Origin of the sequence: Rathayibacter sp. AY1A2, from assembly GCF_002930935.1 — a bacterium.
GTDB lineage: Bacteria > Actinomycetota > Actinomycetes > Actinomycetales > Microbacteriaceae > Rathayibacter.
In genome coordinates this window covers 314,550-333,787 of sequence record NZ_PSTP01000002.1, presented here as the reverse complement: position 1 = coordinate 333,787, position 19,238 = coordinate 314,550, and the positions used below count along the sequence as shown (strand labels likewise).

Sequence of the window (19,238 nt, the reverse complement as noted above, 5' to 3'; positions counted from 1 at the left end):
GCGGAGGAGGGACCGACGGCTCGCCCCCGCACCGACCGCCCCCGTCGGTCCCTCCTCCGCACCGCCCTGATCGGGACGACGACCGCTCTGCTGGCCGTCCTGGTCGCGGCGGCGCTCCTGTTCCACGCGTCCGGCGGACGCTGGTTCATCGTGCAGACGCCCTCCATGGGCACGGCCGCCCCGGTCGGCACCCTCGTCCTCACCGAGCCGACGGCCCTCGAGGACGTCCGGGTCGGCGACGCGGTCAGCTTCCACCCCACCACCACGCCCGACGAGACCTACACCCACCGGGTCGTCGAGATCGCCGACGACGGCACGCTCCGCACCCAGGGCGACATCAACGGAGCCGTCGATCCGTGGGCCACCGGCCAGGACCAGCTCATCGGAGTCGTCACCACGGCGCTGCCGGTGCTCGGCTGGCTCGTGCGCGGCCTGCCGCTGCTGATCATCGGCGCCGTCCTCGTGCAGCTGCTCACCCGCTTCATCGCCTCGCCCACCCAGCGGGCGTCGATGCGGATCCTCGGCCTCTCGCTCGTCGCGTCCGTCACCGTCTTCGTGCTCCGCCCGCTGGTCGGCATCGTCGTCCTCGAGGCCACGGTCGACAGCGGCACGACGAACGCCACGCTCGTCTCGACGGGCGTCCTCCCCATCCGCGTGAGCGCCGAGGGCGCCGACCCCGTCGACCTGGTCTCCGGACAGGTCGGCCGCCTGCAGATCCCGGCGCACGACGGAGACGCCTACGCCCTCTCCTCCGCTCTGCACCTGCCGTTCTGGGGCTGGGTCCTCTTCGTCCTGCTCTGCGCGATCCCGGTGCTCTACACGGTCTTCGTCGGCCTCCCCGGCGAGCCGGAGCGGACCGCCGAGCGAGGCCGCCGCGCCGCCCGCGAGGAGGAGACGGCATGAGCCGGCACCGCCTCTCCGCCGCCTCGCCGGCCGCGCGGCTGCGTACCCTCCTCGCCCGCCCGAGGTCTGTCGTCGCCGCCCTCGCCGCCGCCGCCCTGGCCGCCGTGCTGCTCACCGCCCCGGCCACCTCCGGCGCGTACACCGCCTCGATCCTGAACTCGACCAACACGGTCGGCAGCGCCGCCGCGTTCTTCACCTGCGACGGCGCCCTCGCCGCCGACCGCGGGGCCGCGCTCTTCGCCTACACGCTCGCGCAGCCGAGCGGATCGACGACCGCGCCCGACACGGACTCCGGCCAGTACCCGGGCACCTACCGCTCCACCAGCCTCTTCCCGACCGCGATGGTCAGCTCCGCCGCGACGCCCAAGGCCTGCCCGCGCGACGCGGGCGGCTCGTGGACGCCGAACGGCACCAACCAGTACCTGAGCACGCCGCTGGAGATCAGGAACCCCGGCACCTTCAGCACCGAGATCTGGTTCAAGACCACGAACGCCGGCGGCAAGCTCTTCAGCTTCAGCGCGGGCGCCACCGCTCCCGGCGGCCAGTACGACCGCCACACCTACATCGGTGCCGACGGCAAGCTCGTCTTCGGCGTCTACAACGGCGCCGCGCAGACCATCACGAGCACCCGAGCCGTCAACGACGGGCTCTGGCACCACGTCGTCTCCACGCTCTCGCCGACGGCGGGCATCGCGCTCTGGGTCGACGGCGTGAAGGTCGCCTCGAACAGCACGTACCGCACGGCCGAGAACACGACGGGCACCTGGAAGATCGGATACGACAGCCTGGGCGGCCAGTGGCCGAACGTCGGCTCCTCGTACTTCGGCGGGAGCCTGCGCTACGCCGCGGTGTACTCGACGGTCCTCACGCCGGAGCAGATCCAGACGCACTACGCGGCAGGACGCTGAGCGAACGGCCCGGTCGGCGGCGCCTCCGCAGCCCTAGGGTGAGCGGATGACCGCCCCCGCCCTCTCGCGCCGCGCCCGCTTCCACCAGCGGTTCCTCGTGGAGGAGCGAGTGATGGCCCCGGAGGCGCGCCGCGGCCTCGACCGGGCCGGCTTCGGCCTCATCGGCGTCGGCGTCGTCCTCTTCGCGGCCTTCACCGCGCAGGTCGCGAGCGGCACCGGCCTCACCGTCCTCGATCCGGTCGTCGCCGAGTGGTTCCGCGAGAAGCGCTCCGCCGAGGGCACGGTCGTGATGGACGCGCTCGCCACCGTCTTCGGGCCGGTCTACCTGCCGGTCATCATCCTGGCGGTGCTCGTGCTCTGGTTCGTCCTCGCGCGGCACCTCTGGCGGCCGATCCTCCTGGCCGGCGGCATGCTCGTCGGGATGCTCAGCGTGCAGCTGGCCGCTCACCTCGTGATGCGGATGCGCCCGCCGGTCGAGTACATGCTGCTCGGGCCCGACGGCACGTTCTCGTTCCCCTCCGGCCACGTCACCGGCGTGAGCGACTTCTTCCTGATCACCACGTTCCTCCTCGCCTCCCGCCGCTCCTCCCGGAGCTGGATGATCGGGGGCTTCGCGCTCTCGCTCGGGATGATCGCCGGCCAGATCGTCGCCCGGCTCTACCTCGGCTACCACTGGCTGACCGACACGCTCGCCTCGGTGTCGCTCGCCCTGATCGTGCTCGGCTCGGTGATCGTCATCGACACCCGCCGGACCGCGGTCGTGCGGGGCGACGCGGGCTGACCGGCGGGGCGGCTCCCTCTGCGGCGAGGAGCAGGCCGCGGGAGCCGGCCCTGTCGTCAGCCCCGGTCGGCCGGATCCTCCCCGGTGACGATCGGCACCGGCTCCGTCACGCCGATCGTGCTGACGATCGGGACGATCCCGGTGCGGGCGAACGGCTCCTCGGCGGGAGCCGCCGGCTCGGCGGGCAGCGGTGCGGGGTCGACCGCGGCCGACGCCGACGGGTCGGACGCCGGGAGGCCGGATCCGCTGCCCGACGCCGTGGCGTCCTGTGCGGTGTCAGCCTGCCCGGCCTCGGCGCCGTCGGGGTAGAGGACGTCGGCGGCGAGGGCCTGCTCGATCCCGCGGTCCCGGCGGGTCCGGGCGCGGACCGGCGCCACCGCCCGCACGATCGGGGTGCGCAGGCGGCGGTAGGCGATCCGGCCGAGCGTGACTCCGCCGGCGAGGCCCAGCGCGATCATGCCCGCCTGGAGCAGGAGCTCGATCCCGGCGCTCGGGCCGGCGTTCGAGGTGAGGCCGAGGACGCCGCGGTAGAGGGTGAGGCCGGGCAGGAGGGGGACGATCGCGCACGCGGTCGTCACCACGGCGGGCACCCGCATCCGCTCGGCCAGCATCTCGCCGAGCAGGCCGATCGCCAGCGCCGGGAGGGCGTTGGCCATGAGCGGCGCGAAGCCCGAGGTGGTCAGCGAGTCGGAGACGAGGAATGCACCGGCGCCGGTGAGGGCGGCGATGAGCGCGGGCCGCGGAGGGGTGTGCGACGAGAGCGCCCAGGCGCCCGCCGCGACCCCGGCACCGAGTACCTGCACGGCGGCCGGCCAGGGGCGGGCGTAGGAGTCGACCAGCACCAGCTCGACCCCGAGCGAGCGCGCGCCGTCGAGCACCACGGCGATGCCGACGACGATGCCCAGCGTCAGCAGCCCGACCTCGAGCAGCCGGCCGCCCGCGGTGATCGGGAACCCGTTGATCGCGTCGTCCGCCGCTCCCACGAACGAGAGCCCGGCGAGGAGCACGACCACCCCCGACGCGACGACGAGCGCGGGCGGCAGCACCGCCAGCTCCACGGGCAGCCGCGGCACGACCGCGAGCAGCACCACCGCCACTCCGGTCGCCAGCGCGGCGCCCGCGATCTGCTGGAAGAAGGCGGGCAGACCCCAGCGGGCGAGGAGCTGGTTGACCAGGTCGATCGCGGCGGCCGTCGCGGCGGCGAGGAGCACGACGAGGGGTCCGCCCCCGAGCAGGAGCGCGACGCCCGCCGCCATCAGCGCGAGCGTGAGGGTGACGACTCCGCGGCGGTAGCGGTGCGGCTGGACGAGGATCGCGTCGAGCCGGTCGTGCGCGGCCTCGAACTGGTGCCGGGCCTCCTCGCGGGCCTCGGCGGAATCGACGGCGTCGGCGACCCGCACCTCCGGCGAGCCCTCGGTGATGGCGGTGACGAGCGCCGTCACGCGGGCGAGCCGCTCGTAGTCGGCGCTGCGGGAGGGGACGACGCGCAGCACGCTCACGCTGGGGGAGTCGTCGCCTCCGTCGTGCACGACCAGGATCGACGTGAAGGTGAGGTCGACCTGGCACTCGATGCCGTAGGCGCGGCACACCCGCTGGATCGTCTCGGTCACCTCGGCGGCCGCGGACCCCAGCGAGAGCAGCGTCTCGCCCAGCCGCACGGCCAGCTCGAGCACTCCGCGGACCGTCTGCTCGGCGAGGAGCGCGCGCTGCGCTCGACGGCTCACTGGGGCCGCGGGCCGCTGCCCGCCGAGCTTGCCGACGACCTGCTGCAGAAGACGAGGAGAGCGCACCGTCCAGGGTAGGCACGCGGGGGCCGGTCCGGGGACGGGTTGCGGCGGCGGCTTCTGCGCGGATGCCCGGGCAGCAGTCCTCAGAAGCAGGCGAGCACCCGGGTCGTCAGCCAGAGGGCGGCCTCGAGCTCGGTGTGCAGCTCCCGGCCGAGGGCGAGCCAGCGCTCCTCCGCCTCGGCGCTCCTCCAGCCCTCGAACACGTCGCATCCGGACGCCCAGAGCTCCTGCCAGCGGAGCAGCGGTCCGTGCAGGGCCTCCGGGACGCCGATCGCACCCGGATCGTCGATCGGGCCGTCGACCGCCCAGAGCGGATACTCCGCGCAGTGGTCCGGGTACAGGCGGAGGTCGGCGAGCCGCCCCTCCCGATCGGCCCGCGCGCGGGCGAGGGTGTCCTCCTCGGTCGCGAACGGCGGAACGATCCATTCGATCTGCGTGACGGGATCGACGACTCGGCGTTCCACGGCTCCTCCTCCGCTCCTCGATGCGCGCACGACGGTAGCAGGGCCGTTCCGCGCCGCATCGGAGGGGGCCTGCCTACACTGACGAGCGACTGCGTCCGCGAACGGGCGGGCGGGGCGAGGGGTGGGAGCGCATGAGGGTTCACGAGCGCGCGGTGCGGCACGGGCGGCTCCGGCGGCGGTCCGGGGTGCGGACAGTGGTGGTCGGGATCGCGGCGGTGGTCGGCGTCCTCGCCGTCAGCGCCACCTCGCTCGTGGCGATCGCGACGGTGAGCATCAGCCGGAACGTCGCCGACAACGCGGTCGATCTGGGCGTCGCTCCTCCCACCGGGAACGTGCAGATGGGCGCGGTCGAGGGCGGCTTCGACGTCCTGGTGGTCGGCACCGACAACGACGCCACGCAGGGCGACACGTTCGGCGTCCGCGACGACACGCTCAACGACGTCAACATCCTGCTCCACGTCTCGGCCGACCACCGCAGCGCGACGGTGATCAGCTTCCCGCGCGACCTGATCCTGGACCGTCCCGCCTGCACCGACCCCGAGACGGGCGTCGTCACCGAGGCCGCCGCCGGTGTCCCGCTCAACTCCGCGTTCCAGTACGGCGGGCTCGCCTGCGTCAACGACACCCTGCAGCAGTTCACCGGCCTGACGGTGCCCTACGCCGGCTGGGTGTCCTTCAACGGCGTCATCGAGATGAGCAACGCCGTCGGCGGCGTCCCGATCTGCCTCACGGGTCCGATCCTCGACACCGACTCGGGCCTCGACCTGCCCGCCGGCACCTCCACCGTCTCCGGGTCGATGGCCCTCTCGTTCCTCCGCAGCCGCCACGGCGTCGGCGACCAGAGCGACCTCAGCCGCATCTCGTCGCAGCAGCAGTACCTGGCCTCCCTGATGCGCACCGTCCGCTCGGCCGACACCCTCTCGAACATCCCCGCCCTCTACGGCCTCGCGCAGGCGACCTCGTCGAACGTGCACCTGTCGACGTCGCTCACGAGCCCGGCGACGATGATCTCGCTCGCCCTCGCGCTGAAGGACGTCGACCTCTCGAAGATGGTGTTCGTGCAGTACCCGGCGCTCGACGACCCGGACTACCCGGGCAAGGTCGTGCCGAACGCCGAGGTCGGGGCCGAGCTGATGAACCGCGTCCTGAACGACCAGCCGGTGACCCTCGCGTCCGACGCTCCGGCGGAGGAGGCGCCCGCGGCGGAGGCGCCCGCGGAGGGCGGCGCGGCTCCGACGGATCCCGCTCCCGTCGCCGTCGACGCTCCGGGCCAGACCGCGGCGGAGGAGACCTGCGCGGTGCCGTCCGACTGACCCGACGGGTCTCGCGACGACGAAGGCGCCCGGGCGGTGTGCCCGGGCGCCTTCGTCGTGCGCGGTGCGCGGCCGTCTACGCGCGGCGGCGGCGGAGCACCGTCAGGGCGAGACCGCCGAGGATGCCGAAGGCGGCCAGGGCGAGCGGCGCGGTCGTAGAGACGCCGGTCGAGGCGAGGATGGGGCGGTGGCCGCCCGTCTGCGCAGCGGGTCCGGAGCCGGCCGGGTGCCCTGCGGGCCCGGCGCCGACAGGGTGCGCCGTGACCGCGGCGACCGCGGCGGAGCAGTCGGCCTCTCCGGCGATCGGGTCCTCCTCCGTCAGGGTGTAGTCGTAGGAGGTGCTCGCCACGAGACCGCTCGACGTGCCGCGGGCGATGACGCAGTAGATCTCGCTCGCCGGGTCCTGCAGCGGGTACTCGCCGAGGGAGATCAGGCTCCAGCCGAGCGCGTCGACGCCGACCTCGAGGCTCGAGCCGCCGCCCGTGAGCGTCTGGCGCGCACCCGAGGTCGAGAAGACGCCGATCGAGACGGTCTCGTCCGCGCCGAAGCCGAGGAGTGCGCCACCGCTGGTGGGCTGTCCGTCCGCCGGGGCGGGCTCGGGCGAAGCCCCCTGGGGCCAGATCCGGATCGCGGTGCGCGAGGGGACCTGCTCGAGCGACGACGTCACGGAGCGTCCGCTGGTCTCTCCCGTGGCGGTGACGGTGAAGGTGCCCAGCTGGTCCGCCATGGTGTCGGCGTCGAGCAGGACGAAGGCCTCGCCCGAGAGCGGGGTCGGCGCGGGGGGCACGAGGGCGGAGGTGCTGCCGTCGGGCGCGGTGAGCGTGACGGACACGTCCTCGCCGCGGTCGAATCCGCGGAACGAGGCGACGACGCCGTAGATCCGGAACTCTCCGACCTGGATGTCCGCACCGGCCGGGAGCACCCCGCCGTCCTCCCGGTTCTGGAAGACGACGCTCGTGTCGGGCTGCGTCACGGTCAGCTCGACGGCATCGGAGGCGACACGGGCGCCGGAGGCGTCGAGTCCCTCCGCGATGACGGAGATCGTCTCGCCGGGGAGCGGGAGATGGGGGTCCACCGCGACGCCGTCCGCGCCGGTGGGGAGCCAGTCCCGGAGGCGGAGCTCGCCGGAGGCGGTGATCACGCTGGTGGTGACGGCCTCCTCCGAGTCGCCGTCGCGGAGCACGACGACGGCGACGGTGCCGGGCTGGAAACCGGTCCCGGACACGTCCAGGCCGCCGGCCCAGCCCTCCGCCGACGGGATCGCGGAGAACGCCGAGCCCGCTTCGTAGGTGGTGCGGTCGAGGGCGATCGCCAGGGGCGACTGCGCGCTCTCGACGGGCGCGGTGGTCGGAGCCGGAGTGGGCGCCGGGGTCGGAGTCGGCTCCGGAGTCGCGGTCGGCTCCGGAGTGGCGGTGGGCTCCGCGGTGGGAGCCGGCTCGGCCGGTGCGGGGCTCGAGGCGGCGTCAGGGACGACCTCGGTGGCCAGGGCGACGGACGGGAACGCGAGCGCCCCCAGCAGTGCCGCAGTGGTGATGATGGTGACGCCGTGGCGTCGTCGCGCAGAACGCACGATTCCTGCTTTCTCCGAGCCGCTGATCGCGGTCGGCTTCCCCATGAGCGGGGGACGATCGCCCCCTGTGGCCGAGTGTGTCCTATGCGGAACCTCAGCCTGTGCCGGATCCTGCAACGATCCGATCACGCCGCGCGGCGCGAGGTGACGGTTCGGTCACGGCCGGGCGCGGCGATTCCGACGGGCCGGTGGTCGTCGCTCTCCGGAGGCTCCTCAGACCGGCGGCACGACCAGCAGGACCACGCCGATCGCGGCGCTCACCGCGGCCACCACGCACCAGCGCTCCGCTCGTGTCCCTGCGGCTCCGCGCGTCCGCGCCACGGCGCCGAGCCCGATCGCGAGCACGGCGATGCCGATCTGCAGGGCCACCGTCGTCCGGATCAGCGCCCACGCCTCGAAGGCGCTCGCTCCGGTCGATCCGGTGGCGAGGAGCGGCACTCCGCCGACGCCCGCCGGCACCAGCAGCAGGCCGGATCCGATCGCGAGCGCCGCGACCAGGTGGGCGAGCACGTCGTCCAGCGCGGTCCGTGGGGGCGCGCCGACCGGCCCGAGAGCGGCGGCGCCAGGCCTCATCGCGACAGTGCGGAGATGCATGGGGCGAGCGTAGGCCCGGACCGCACCAGGGCGGACCCCCTGTGGAGGCCCCTGTCCGGTGGGCATTCCGGAGGAGGATCGGCGCTGGGTGCGCAGTCGACCGGCCCGGTCCTCCGGTCGCCCGTCGACGCCGTCCGAGCGGTTCGCGACGTGGCCCCCGATGCTTGCGCCACGGGCTTCAGCCGGGCGGCGCGGGATGGGTACGGTCGTCGCGAGCCGGCCTCGCGGACGCGGAGGGCCCCGGACGAGGAAGCGAGGACACGGTGAGCAACGGCGTTCAGCAGCTCGTCGACGCGATGCTCGACAAGGTCGAGGCGGAGCAGCCCCACATCGACCACACGATCACGATGACGCCGGTCAACGCGCTCTTCCTCCCCGTCCACGCGAGGGAGCTGCCGGCCCGTGATGTGGACGGGCCGCTGCGCGGGCACATCTACCGTGACTGCCTCGTGTGGGAGCAGGAGTTCCTCGATCACGTCGTGATCGTGTCACCGGTGGCCGGGCGGGTCCCCGAGGAGGCCTGGGTGCCGAGCTACTACGGGAACCTCCGCACCGGCGACATCGGACCGTTCCCACCGTTCGTCGACGACGACGAGTGAGCGGAGGCGCTCGCGGCGCGGGACCGACGTGTCCCTTCGCCGGACGTCGAGCCGCTCGGTTCGGGAGACCGGCTCGCTTCACGCCCGTCAATCGCTGCTTCCGGTCCAGGTCCCTTCGATCACCTGGATCAGGTCGTGCCGCTCAGCGGGACCCAGGTGGGGTTCGAACTCGATGACGAGCCGGTCCGACCGGTAGACGTCCCTCGTGTTGTAGACCGTCGCCTGCCGCGCGAGATCGAGGGAGCGGTAGCGGTGGATCGACGCCCCGGGCCCGTCGACGCCCTCCACGCACCCGCGACGATCTCCGCAGGCGTCCCTGCTCGGAGCGGCGGCCCGCTCGAGGCCGTCCAGGTCCGCGCGGGTGACGTCCTGGATCGTGATCCTCGATCTCGAGTCGTCGAGGAGGTGTCCCGCTGCGAAGACGGCGGCTCCGCCCAGGACCGCGCCGACGACGAGACCGGCCGCCCCGACGAGGGGTATCCCGCCGACCGTTCCCGTGGGTCTGCTCATCGCTGTCATGGAGAACCTCTCGTCTCGGCTGCTCGGACGGAAAGCGGGGTGCCCTCCGCATTCGGAGAACTTCTCAGCGCTCGTCGACGGAGTCAAGAGCGGGCACCTCGCTGGCAGGAGGTGTGGCGCGATCATCGACGCGGAGCGTGCAGCCGCAGGCTCTCTCCGCTGGGCACCTCGGCCTCGGGCACCGTCTCGGGCAGGATCAGGGGATGCTCCTGCAGACGATCACCACCGGATCCGGACCGCGACACGTCGGGCTGGTGCACGGGCTCGGTGCGTCGGCGGCGACCTGGGGGCCGTTCGTCGAGCGGCTCGTCGCGACCGGCCGCTACACGGTCACGGCCGTCGACCTGCGCGGACACGGCGTGAGCCCGCGGGCGGGGTCGTACCGGATCGACGACATGGCCGCCGATCTGGTCGAGTCGCTGCCGGCGGGACTCGACAGCGTGGTCGGCCACTCGCTCGGCGGCGCGGTGCTGCAGCGCGCCGTCGCCGCACTCGCGCCCGGCCGGGCCGTCCACCTCGATCCCGGGTTCGCCCTGTCACTCCCGACGAGCGGCCTGGCCGGACGGCTGTTCTGGGCGGCGCCGCTCCTGTCGCTCGGCATCGCCCAGCTCGGACAGGCGCGGGCGAGCGCCGCGGTCCGCGCCGCCTACAGCCCCGAGACCCGCGCGCTCCTCGACGACGCGAAGAAGCGGTTCGACGCGCGGATGGCCGTCGGCGTGTTCCGGGACGTCGCCTTCCACCAGGTCCCGGTCGAGGCGCCGGCGGTCCCGTCGACGATCGTGCTCTCCGACCAGTCGCCGGCGGTGCTGCCGGACGCCCTGGCCGCGCGGCTCGAGCAGCGGGGCTGGCAGGTGCGCCGGCTCCCGGGCGTGCACCACGACATGCAGCTCGAGGACCCGGAGAGGACGTTCGCCGCGATCGCCGACGTGCTCTAGCCGCGAGCCCCTCCGCGGGTCGGGCGCCGGTGAGCGGGAACTACCGGCACATCCGCCCCGACGACCGCGGCCACGGGCGGCTCCGGACGGACGGACGCTCGAGCCGTCTGCGAGAGTGCTGGCATGTCCCCGCAGTCGTTGTCCGAAGCCGATCGTCGCCTCGTCGCCGCGTGGGCCGCCGACTGCGCGGAGAGGGTGCTCCCCCTCTTCGAGGCCGAGGCCCCCGACGACGTCCGGGCACGGGACGGCATCGCCCGCGCCCGAGCCTTCTCGCGGGGCGAGTCGGACGCGGCGGGGGAGATCCGGCTCCGCTTCGTCGCGGGTCGTGCGGCGCAGTCGGCGATCTCTCCGGCGGCGAAGGCTGCGGCGCGGTCGGCGGGACAGGCGTCCGGCGTCGCCCACATGGGAGCTCACGCGCTCGGCGCCGCCGCCTACGCAGTGAAGGCGGTCGGGCTGGCCTCGACGCGGGAGGGCGGCGAGGCCGAGATCCGGTGGCAGCTGGGGCACATGAGCGGGCAGGTGCGGGCGGCGCTGCGGACCCTGCCGCTCCTCGGTGAGGACCCGTCCGGCCCGCTCGGTCCGGGACTCCTGACCTCGGGTGTGCTCGGATCGAGCATCCGCGCGGTGCAGGCGGCGCTCGGCGCAGCAGCCGCGGACTGATCGCCGACGCAGGCGGCGCAGCAGAGGGATCGGGCGACGGCGCGCAGGTCGTCCCCCCTCAGCGTCTTCACCCGCGTTCGCCCACCGCGGATCCGGACTCGCTGCCGTCCCAGGCGGAGAGCATGCTGAGCCGATCCGCACTGTCGCTGTCCGCGTCCGGGCAGGAGACCACCAGGACGCCCCTGCCCACCGGCAGCTTCTCGCACGGGCGTCGGTTCGCGCTCGTGCACATCCCCTCGACCAACCACTGCACCCTCGTGATCGCCGCCGAGCCGGACGGCGCGCGCTGGTCAGCGAGTCCACGCAAGCCAGCGCTTCGGCTCGGTCCACACCCAGCCGCACCGCGGATCTTCGGATGAGCCGTGTGCTCATCTCGCGTCACTCGCCGATCGGCCGCCTGCCGTCGACCTCGAATCGCCGCTCCGACGGCTTCATCCACCCCGATGATCGGTCGCGTTGCCATTTCGCGGAGGAGGGGACGACGTGCTTCGCCGCACGATCAGTTCGGTGGAGACCGTCGTTCGAGCATCCACGGCCTCGCGGCCCTCGATGACCGCGACGAGTGTCCGAACGCTCACACGGCCGACCTCCATCAATTTCTGGCGGACCGTCGTCAGAGGGGGCCAGAAGGCCTCGGCCTCCTCGATGTCATCGAACCCCACGACGCTGACCCGGCCGGGCACGGGGATGTCCGCCTCGTGGTAGGCGAGGAGGACTCCTAGCGCCATCTGGTCGTTGGCGGCGAACACTGCGGTGACGTCATCCCGCTCTCTCAGCGTGACTCCGGCGCGGTACCCCGATCCGGTCGACCAGTCGCCGGCGAGGGTGGCCGGCGGTTCGATGCCGCGCTCACGCAGCGCCTCCCGCCAGGCGGCCTCCCGTCGCAGAGCCGCGAAGCTGTCGCTCGGTCCGCTGACGTGCCAGACCGTGTCGTGCCCGAGGTCGAGTAGATGCTGGGTGGCGAGCAGTGCGCCGTGCCTCTGGTCGGAGTCGACCACGGGATGGCTGGTCTCCCGGCTGGCGTCCAGGGAGACGACGGGAACGCCTGGCGGGAGGTGCACGTCCGGGTTGTCTCGGTAGTGGAACTGCTCGAGCACGATGATGATGCCGTCCAGGGCCTGGTCGGCGAGCACCGAGAAGGCGTTGCTCGTCTCGTCCCGGCTGGAGACGTCCACGGTGATGAGCGTGAGAGAGTACCCGGCCCGGTTGGCCTCTGCGGAGATCGCCTCGAGGGTTCGGCGGTTGCCGAACGAGGAGAGGGTCGAGAGCACCACGCCGATGTTCCGGTACCGGCCCGATCGGAGCGCGCGGGCCGCGCGATTGGGCCGGTAGCCGAGCTCGGTCATGCTCAGGAGGACCTTCTCCCGGGTGAAGGAGTCGACCTCGGGCGCCCCGTTCGCGACGCGCGAGACCGTCTGCTTCGACACCCCCGCCCGCTCGGCGACGTCGCTCTGAGACGGTCCCTTGTGCCTCGTCGCACCGGGACGGTGCGCCTCAGACATCCTGGTCGTCCGCGCGCACCGGGGCCGCGGGAGGAGGCGTCGCACGGGGATCCTTCTCGTTGCTCATGGCTCCATGCTAGAGTCCGGACCCGGATGGTCACGTGACCAAAAATCTCAACGACTGAGGAGCGACGATGGTGTCTCTGACGACAGCCCGACCGGTGAGCGCCCGCCGCGCCCGCCGCGACTGGCGGGGCTGGGGGTTCATCGGCCCGTTCATGCTCGTGTTCCTGGCGGTCCTGGTCGCGCCGGTGGTCTACGCGATCTACCTCAGCCTGTTCCGCCAGCAGCTGGTCGGCGGCAACGCGTTCGTGGGAGTGGAGAACTACGTCCTCCTCCTGCAGGACCCGCGCTTCTGGGAGTCGCTGGGCCGCGTCACGCTGTTCCTCGTCGTGCAGGTTCCGGTGATGCTGGTGCTCTCCCTCGTCGCCGCTCTCGCCATCGACAGCGCCCACCTCGTCGGCCGAGGCGCGTTCCGGATCCTGCTGTTCCTGCCCTACGCGGTTCCCGGCGTCGTGGCAGCACTGATCTGGGGCTTCCTCTACGGCAACCAGTTCGGCCTCACGGGCAGCGTCAACGATCTGCTCGGCGCGGAGATCCTGCAGCCGTTCAGCTCGGAGTGGGTGCTGGGCTCGATCGGCAACATCGTCACCTGGGAGTTCCTGGGCTACAACATGCTCATCTTCTACGCGGCACTGAAGGTCATCCCCGCCGACATCTACGAGGCGGCGGACCTCGACGGAGCGGGCGGCCTGCGAGTGGTGTGGAGCATCAAGCTGCCGGCCATCCGCAGCGCGGTCGTGATCGCCACCATCTTCTCGATCATCGGCAGCTTCCAGCTCTTCAACGAACCGAACCTCCTGAAAGTGCTGGCCCCCAACGTGATCTCCACCTACTTCACCCCGAACATGTACGCCTACAACCTCTCCTTCGCAGGCCAGCAGTACAACTACTCGGCCACGGTGGCGATCGTCATGGGGCTCCTGACCGCCGTTATCGCCTACATCGTGCAGCTGCGCGGACAGCGCTCCGAGGTGCGCTGAGATGACCGTCTCCTACGCACGCACCAGCCCCCGCGCTCGACGCCCGCGCCGCTCGATCGTGCTCGCCGTCATGATGGTCGTCTTCGTCGTGTACTCAGTGGTCCCGCTGGTCTGGCTCCTCATCAACGCGACCAAGAGCCAGAGCGATCTGCTCTCCACCTTCGGCCTCGGCTTCGGCGGCGAGTTCGCGCTCTTCCAGAACATCTACGAGACACTCACCTACCGCGACGGCGTGTTCCTGCAGTGGTTCGCCAACACCCTGCTCTACGTCGTCGTCGGAGCGGGCGGAGCGACACTCCTCGCCACGGTCGCCGGCTACGGACTCGCCAAGTTCGACTTCCCCGGGAAGCGGGGCGTCTTCGCCCTGATCCTCGGGGCGGTGGCGGTGCCCGGGACCGCCCTGGCCGTGCCGACCTTCCTGATGTTCAGCCAGGTGGGACTGACGAACACGCCCTGGGCGGTCATCCTGCCCTCGCTCGTGAGCCCCTTCGCGCTCTACCTCATCTGGAGCTTCGCCACCGAGGCCGTCCCGACCGAGCTGCTCGAGGCGGCACGCATGGACGGGTCGAGCGAGTTCCGCACTTTCTTCACCATCTCGCTGCGACTGCTCTCCCCGGGCATCGTCACGGTCGTCCTCCTCACCGTCGTCGCCACCTGGAACAACTACTTCCTGCCGCTCATCATGCTCAGCGAGCCGACCTGGTATCCGCTCACGGTCGGCCTCAGCCAGTGGAGCGCGCAGGCGACCGGCGTTGGAGCCCAGCCGATCTACAACCTCGTGATCACCGGCTCGCTGCTCACGATCGTCCCGATCGTCATCGCGTTCCTGTTCCTGCAGCGCTACTGGCAGTCGGGTCTGACCGCCGGAAGCGTCAAGCAGTGAACCTCCGCACCTCCTTCCTCCCCTCCCTTCCCGTACAACGAAGTCACTCGAAAGGAACTCCCATGACTCACTCCACCAGCAGGCGGCGTCTCGGCCGCTTCGGCACCCTGGCGGGCGCCGCGCTCACCCTCGGCCTGGTGCTCTCCGGCTGCTCCGCCGCCGGCGGCGCGACGAACTCGGACGCCGATGCGGCCGACCTGGACGCGGCCCTCGAAGAGGGCGGCGCCCTGACCTACTGGACATGGACTCCGTCCGCCGAGGCGCAGGTCGCCGCGTTCGAGAAGGCCTACCCGAACGTCGATGTGAACGTCGTGAACGTCGGCACCGGCACGACCGAGTACACGCAGCTGCAGAACGCGATCACCGCCGGCTCCGGCGCGCCCGACGTCGCCCAGGTCGAGTACTTCGCCATCCCGCAGTTCGCGCTGGCCGACTCCTTCGTCGACCTGACTCCGTACGGCCTCGCCGACCTCGAGGATCTGTACAGTACCGGTCCCTGGAGCTCGGTCAGCATCGGCGGCGGCCTGTACGGCCTGCCGCAGGACTCCGGCCCCATGGCCATGTTCTACAACCAGGCCGTCTTCGACCAGTACGGCATCGAGGTCCCCACTACCTGGGACGAGTACTACGCCGCCGCACAGAAGCTGCACACAGCGAACCCCGACGCCTACATCGCCGGCGACACCAGCGACCCCGGCTTCGCGACGAGCATGATCTGGCAGGCCGGCGGCCGCCCGTTCGAGGTCGCGGACGACGGCACGACGATCTCCGTCGACCTCGAGGACGAGGGCTCTCAGGCCTTCGCCGCGAACTGGTCCCGCCTGACCGAGGGCGAGCTCTTGCCGGACATCCCGAGCTGGAGCGACGAGTGGTACCGCGCACTCGGCGACGGCACCATCGCCACGCTCCTCAGCGGGGCCTGGATGCCCGGCGTGCTGGAGTCCTCCGTGCCCGAGGCCGCGGGCGACTGGCGCGCCGCAGCCCTGCCCACCGCCGACGGCGGCAGCACGGGCGGCAACTCGGAGAACGGCGGCGGCGGACAGGTCGTGCTCGAGCAGAGCGAGAACAAGGCTCTGGCCGCTGCGTTCGTGCGGTGGCTGAACTCGGACGACGAGAGCATCGACATCTTCCTCCAGTCCGGCGGCTTCCCCGCGACGGTCGCCGACCTCGAGTCGGACGAGTTCCTGGCGCAGACCCCCGAGTACTTCGGCGGGCAGGCGATCAACGAGATCCTCGTCGAAGCGTCCCGCACCGTCAGCACGGGCTGGCAGTACCTGCCCTTCCAGGTCTACGCCAACAGCGTCTTCCCGGACACCGTCGGTCAGTCCTTCGTCAACCACGAGGACATCGGCAGCGGACTGATGGACTGGCAGGACCAGCTCGTCGAGTACGGCGACCAGCAGGGCTTCTCCGTCAACAAGTGATACGGAGTCGCTGAGCGATACGAGAGCGCGGCGCGGGGCCTCCCCGCGCCGCGCTCTCCTGCGCGGTCGAGGGCGCGATCGACTGTCCCGCGACAGCCGCCGCGCTCCTCGGGACCGGAGAGGATCGGCGCGGAGCGATCAGGGCCGGTACAGGACGGCCGCTGTGCCGCGGACTCCCGGCCGCACCTGGAACAGCGCTCCGGCGAGAGGGTGCGCGGCGGCATCGGCGGGAGAGTAGTCCTCGCGGGACGTCGTGATGAACAGGGTGTCCAGATCGGGTCCGCCGAAGGTCACGCTGGAGACCTGCGGGGCGTCGACGTGGACGACACCGATCAGCTCGCCGGAGGGGTCGTAGCGATGCACTGCCGAAGCACCCCACATCGCTACCCACAGCGCCCCCTCGTCGTCGATCGTCATGCCGTCCGGGCTCCCTGGCCGCGACGACAGATCGAGCGATCCGTCACGACGGAGGGCGGACCCCTCCGTGAGATACCGGTCGATGCGGTGGGTCGGGGTGTCGATGTAATGCATCGTGCCGCCGTCTGGGGACCAGGCCAGACCGTTGGAGATCGTGACCTCGGGGACCGCCTCCGTGACGACGCCCTGGTCGAGGGCGTAGAGGGAGCCGGCGCCCGAGCGCTTGTCCATCGCCATCGTGCCGAACCAGAACCGGCCGGCCGGATCGACCTTCCCGTCGTTCATGCGCCGGTGCACGCCGTCGCGCGGAAGGACGTCGACGACGGGGGAGACGGTGCCCTCTGGGGAGAGGGACCACAGGCCGTCCGCAGCCGCGACGAGCCAGCCGCCGCGCACGTCTCCGACGACGGCGCCCACGGGACCGTCGAAGGCGATCGGGGGGCGGAGCAGGAAGCTCGTACCCTCCGGGGTCGCGGAGCGGACGAGTCCCGCGTACTGGTCGACCCATATCAGCGTGTCGCCGCGCGGGTCCCAGAGCGGGCCCTCGGCGTGATGCGACACGGGCGGGATGCACACCGCGGCCTCCCAGTAGGCGGGGACGGCGGAGCTCATGCGCCGCCTCCCGGCGTCGCCGCGACCGCGTCGTCCGGGTGCTCCACGGGCTCCTCCAGGCGGCCCCGGGTCTGATCGACGAGCGCACGGGTGAGGCCGACCGCTGCTCCGGCGTCGCGTGCGGTGAGCGCGTCGGCGAGCCGGACGTGGATGGCCAGGGCCCGCTCGCCCTCCTCGTCGAACACCGGCACGCTGCCGGAGTAGCGCAGCCGGAGGGCGGCGAGGACGGTGTCGGAGAGCTGCGCGAGGACGGAGCTCGAGGCCGCGACGACGATCGCCGAGTGGAAGTCGAGGTCGGCCCGCGTGAACGCGGCGACGCGCCGGTCGCGGTAGGTCGCGGTCATCTCCTCGGCGGCCCGGACGATCGCGGTCAGCTGCTCCTCCGTGCCTTGGACCGCGGCGAGCTCCGCCGCCGCCGGCTCGATGATGGTGCGCAGCTGCATGAGCTCGCGGAGCTGGATCTGCGCGTCGTCCGTGTGCGACCGCCAGGCGATGACCCGCGGATCCAGGAGCTGCCAGTGCTCGCGGCCGAGGACGGTGATCCCCACCCGCTGGCGGGCGACTATCATCCCGAGCGTCTCGAGGATGCGCAGAGCCTCTCGGATCACCGACCGCGAGACGCCGTGCTCGCGGGTGAGCGTCTCGATGTTCAGCACCGTGCCCGTCGGCGGATCTCCACCGACGATGGCGGTGCCGATGGTGTCGACGAGGGAGCGTTGATGAGTCATGAGACGGGTGGGACCACTCCCTCGTAGGCGCGCTGCGGGAGCTGCGTGGCGAGCTTTCCGCCGCTCACGTCGATGAGCGTGCCCGTGATGTAGTCGGCGGCGTCGCTCGCGAGGAACACGAGCAGATCGGCGATGCTGTCGGCGGTGCCCCAGCGGCGGAGGGTCAGCGTGTCGAGCAGCCGGTCCTGAGCCGCCTGGGGCATCGTCTCGAAACCGTTCATGGCGCTCGGGATCATACCGGGAGCGTAGGCGTTGACCGTGACGCCCCACGGCCCCAGCTCGCCGGCGAGCACCCGGCTGAACTGCACGACGGCCGCCTTCGATGCGCCGTAGGCGGCCGCGCCCACCGAGGGGACGATCGCCGCGAACGAGGCCGCGTTGAGGATGCGTCCATGACCGGAGGCCTTCACATGCGGAAGCACCGCCTGCGACATCAGGAACACGCCGCCGACGTTCACGTCGAAGCAGCGGCGCCAGGCGGCCAGATCGAGATCCTCCACCCGGCCCTCGACGTTGATGCCCGCGTTGTTGACCAGGACATCGATACCGCCGAACTCCTCGGCGACGCGAGCGACGCCGCTCGCCACGGAGTCGGGCTCGGTCACGTCGCCCTCGATCTGGAGGACGCCCTCGGGTGCGCCCTCAGGGAAGGCGACGTCGAACGCCGCCACCTTCGCACCCTCGAGGGCGAACCGCTCAGCGAGCGCCCGCCCGATGCCCCGGCCGCCACCCGTCACCAGGACGACCCGATCCGTGAGATCCATCAGCATGTCCTACCCCCGTCGTTCTGAAAAGTCTGCTTATTATAGATCTCATGGACGCGGAGATGCGAGTCGCCTGGGTGACAGGAGCCGGAAGCGGAGTGGGGCGCGCCTGCGCGACGGCCCTGGGGGAGCGGGGGTGGACCGTCGCCCTCTCGGGGCGCAGGGCGCCCGAGCTGTCCGAGACGGCGGGACTCGTCCGCGCCGCAGGCGGCACCGCCCTCGAGCTGCCGTTCGACGTCGCCGCGGACGACGCCCGTGAGCGCGTCGAGGCGATCGCCGCCGCGACCGGCACCGACCGCCTGGACGCCGTCATTCTCTCCGCCGGTGCCAACACCCCGCGGCGGGCGTGGGCGGACCAGTCGATGGCGGAGTTCGCGAGCGTCGTGCAGACCAACCTCCTCGGCGTCGTCCGCAGTGCCGACGCCGCACTTCCGGGACTGCGCGCCGCATCCGGCGTGATCGTCGTGGTCTCCTCGATCGCGGGATGGCGCCCCTCGCCCGGCGCCGGAGTCGCCTACAGCGCCGGGAAGACGGCGCTCGCGCCGGTCGTCCGCACCCTCAACGACCAGGAGGCGGACTCGGGCGTCCGCGCGACACTCCTCTGCCCCGGGGACATCGACAGCGACTTCCTGCGCCAGCGGCCCGAGGTCCCCGGCGCGGCGGCCCGCTCGGTGATGCTCGCGCCCGCCGATATCGCCCGCTCGGCGATGTTCGTGGTCGACGCACCCCGCCACGTGCGGATCGACGAGCTCGTCATCTCCCCGCTCTCCCAGCGCTCCGCCTGATCGCGCTCGACCCGCGCTCGACCCGACCCGACCCCACACGACCCGCG

Annotated in this window: 20 protein-coding genes; 11 read left to right on the top strand and 9 right to left on the bottom strand. The window is 72.1% G+C overall.

From position 1 onward, the window contains the following. From C5B93_RS17140 to C5B93_RS04000, 3 genes are all read left to right on the top strand, one after another. A partial coding sequence (locus C5B93_RS17140; protein WP_104291832.1) for a S26 family signal peptidase occupies window positions 1-903 on the top strand: 903 nt, incomplete at its 5' end. Then, complete coding sequence (locus C5B93_RS04005) at window positions 900-1,811, top strand: LamG domain-containing protein (RefSeq protein ID WP_104247132.1); 912 nt, start codon at window positions 900-902, stop codon at window positions 1,809-1,811. The genes C5B93_RS17140 and C5B93_RS04005, both read left to right, overlap by 4 nt. Window positions 1,812-1,857: 46 nt before the next feature. Then, on the top strand, window positions 1,858-2,592 hold the full coding sequence (locus C5B93_RS04000) for a phosphatase PAP2 family protein (RefSeq protein ID WP_104291831.1): 735 nt from the start codon (window positions 1,858-1,860) through the stop codon (window positions 2,590-2,592). 56 nt (window positions 2,593-2,648) lie between these two features. Here C5B93_RS04000 and C5B93_RS03995 read toward each other — a convergent pair whose 3' ends face one another. Beyond that, complete coding sequence (locus C5B93_RS03995; RefSeq protein ID WP_181068318.1) at window positions 2,649-4,382, bottom strand: threonine/serine exporter ThrE family protein; 1,734 nt, start codon at window positions 4,380-4,382, stop codon at window positions 2,649-2,651. Between the two features lie 80 nt (window positions 4,383-4,462). Then, entirely contained in the window at window positions 4,463-4,843 is a 381-nt protein-coding gene (locus C5B93_RS17135; RefSeq protein ID WP_104324363.1) for a hypothetical protein, read from the bottom strand. 131 nt (window positions 4,844-4,974) lie between these two features. Here C5B93_RS17135 and C5B93_RS03990 point away from each other — a divergent pair, with 131 nt between their 5' ends. Then, entirely contained in the window at window positions 4,975-6,156 is a 1,182-nt protein-coding gene (locus tag C5B93_RS03990) for an LCP family protein (protein ID WP_146078434.1), read from the top strand. Between the two features lie 76 nt (window positions 6,157-6,232). On the opposite strand, the gene C5B93_RS03985 is transcribed toward C5B93_RS03990, so the two are convergent. Beyond that, the gene (locus tag C5B93_RS03985) at window positions 6,233-7,726 is read right to left on the bottom strand and encodes a hypothetical protein (RefSeq protein WP_181068317.1); all 1,494 of its coding nucleotides are present in this window, start codon (window positions 7,724-7,726) and stop codon (window positions 6,233-6,235) included. Between the two features lie 213 nt (window positions 7,727-7,939). Next, window positions 7,940-8,320, bottom strand: a complete 381-nt coding sequence (locus C5B93_RS03980) for a hypothetical protein (protein WP_146078433.1) — start codon at window positions 8,318-8,320, stop codon at window positions 7,940-7,942. A gap of 263 nt (window positions 8,321-8,583) precedes the next feature. On the opposite strand from C5B93_RS03980, the gene C5B93_RS03975 reads away from it, so the two are divergent. Continuing rightward, the gene (locus tag C5B93_RS03975; RefSeq protein WP_104291827.1) at window positions 8,584-8,919 is read left to right on the top strand and encodes a hypothetical protein; all 336 of its coding nucleotides are present in this window, start codon (window positions 8,584-8,586) and stop codon (window positions 8,917-8,919) included. Between the two features lie 87 nt (window positions 8,920-9,006). On the opposite strand, the gene C5B93_RS03970 is transcribed toward C5B93_RS03975, so the two are convergent. Further along, on the bottom strand, window positions 9,007-9,429 hold the full coding sequence (locus C5B93_RS03970) for a hypothetical protein (protein WP_104291826.1): 423 nt from the start codon (window positions 9,427-9,429) through the stop codon (window positions 9,007-9,009). A gap of 212 nt (window positions 9,430-9,641) precedes the next feature. On the opposite strand from C5B93_RS03970, the gene C5B93_RS03965 reads away from it, so the two are divergent. Continuing rightward, window positions 9,642-10,373, top strand: a complete 732-nt coding sequence (locus C5B93_RS03965) for an alpha/beta fold hydrolase (RefSeq protein ID WP_104291825.1) — start codon at window positions 9,642-9,644, stop codon at window positions 10,371-10,373. A gap of 123 nt (window positions 10,374-10,496) precedes the next feature. Then, window positions 10,497-11,033: a putative immunity protein gene (locus C5B93_RS03960; RefSeq protein ID WP_104238872.1), complete on the top strand. Its 537-nt coding sequence runs from the start codon at window positions 10,497-10,499 to the stop codon at window positions 11,031-11,033. Window positions 11,034-11,464: 431 nt separating this feature from the next. Here C5B93_RS03960 and C5B93_RS03950 read toward each other — a convergent pair whose 3' ends face one another. Continuing rightward, window positions 11,465-12,535 (bottom strand): LacI family DNA-binding transcriptional regulator, encoded by a 1,071-nt coding sequence (locus C5B93_RS03950; RefSeq protein WP_104223311.1) that lies wholly within the window; start codon window positions 12,533-12,535, stop codon window positions 11,465-11,467. Between the two features lie 134 nt (window positions 12,536-12,669). Between C5B93_RS03950 and C5B93_RS03945 the strand changes: the two genes are divergently transcribed. The 3 genes from C5B93_RS03945 to C5B93_RS03935 all read left to right on the top strand — a co-directional run bounded on the left by C5B93_RS03945 (window position 12,670) and on the right by C5B93_RS03935 (window position 15,885). Then, complete coding sequence (locus C5B93_RS03945; protein WP_104223310.1) at window positions 12,670-13,578, top strand: carbohydrate ABC transporter permease; 909 nt, start codon at window positions 12,670-12,672, stop codon at window positions 13,576-13,578. A gap of 1 nt (window position 13,579) precedes the next feature. Beyond that, window positions 13,580-14,461 (top strand): carbohydrate ABC transporter permease, encoded by an 882-nt coding sequence (locus C5B93_RS03940; protein WP_104233996.1) that lies wholly within the window; start codon window positions 13,580-13,582, stop codon window positions 14,459-14,461. Window positions 14,462-14,523: 62 nt separating this feature from the next. Further along, on the top strand, window positions 14,524-15,885 hold the full coding sequence (locus tag C5B93_RS03935) for an ABC transporter substrate-binding protein (protein ID WP_104233995.1): 1,362 nt from the start codon (window positions 14,524-14,526) through the stop codon (window positions 15,883-15,885). A 138-nt stretch (window positions 15,886-16,023) separates the two neighbouring features. Here the strand turns inward: C5B93_RS03935 and C5B93_RS03930 are convergent, their stop codons facing one another. From C5B93_RS03930 to C5B93_RS03920, 3 genes are read right to left on the bottom strand one after another with little or no spacing between them, the layout of a single operon-like run. Further along, window positions 16,024-16,914 (bottom strand): SMP-30/gluconolactonase/LRE family protein, encoded by an 891-nt coding sequence (locus C5B93_RS03930; protein WP_104238876.1) that lies wholly within the window; start codon window positions 16,912-16,914, stop codon window positions 16,024-16,026. Continuing rightward, the gene (locus C5B93_RS03925) at window positions 16,911-17,642 is read right to left on the bottom strand and encodes a FadR/GntR family transcriptional regulator (protein WP_104223306.1); all 732 of its coding nucleotides are present in this window, start codon (window positions 17,640-17,642) and stop codon (window positions 16,911-16,913) included. The genes C5B93_RS03930 and C5B93_RS03925 overlap by 4 nt, the downstream gene beginning before the upstream one ends. Continuing rightward, entirely contained in the window at window positions 17,639-18,406 is a 768-nt protein-coding gene (locus C5B93_RS03920) for an SDR family NAD(P)-dependent oxidoreductase (RefSeq protein ID WP_308470860.1), read from the bottom strand. Before C5B93_RS03920 ends, C5B93_RS03925 begins: the two co-directional genes overlap by 4 nt. Before the next feature lie 50 nt (window positions 18,407-18,456). Here C5B93_RS03920 and C5B93_RS03915 point away from each other — a divergent pair, with 50 nt between their 5' ends. After that, the gene (locus C5B93_RS03915) at window positions 18,457-19,191 is read left to right on the top strand and encodes an SDR family oxidoreductase (RefSeq protein ID WP_104223304.1); all 735 of its coding nucleotides are present in this window, start codon (window positions 18,457-18,459) and stop codon (window positions 19,189-19,191) included. Window positions 19,192-19,238 lie beyond the last annotated feature (47 nt).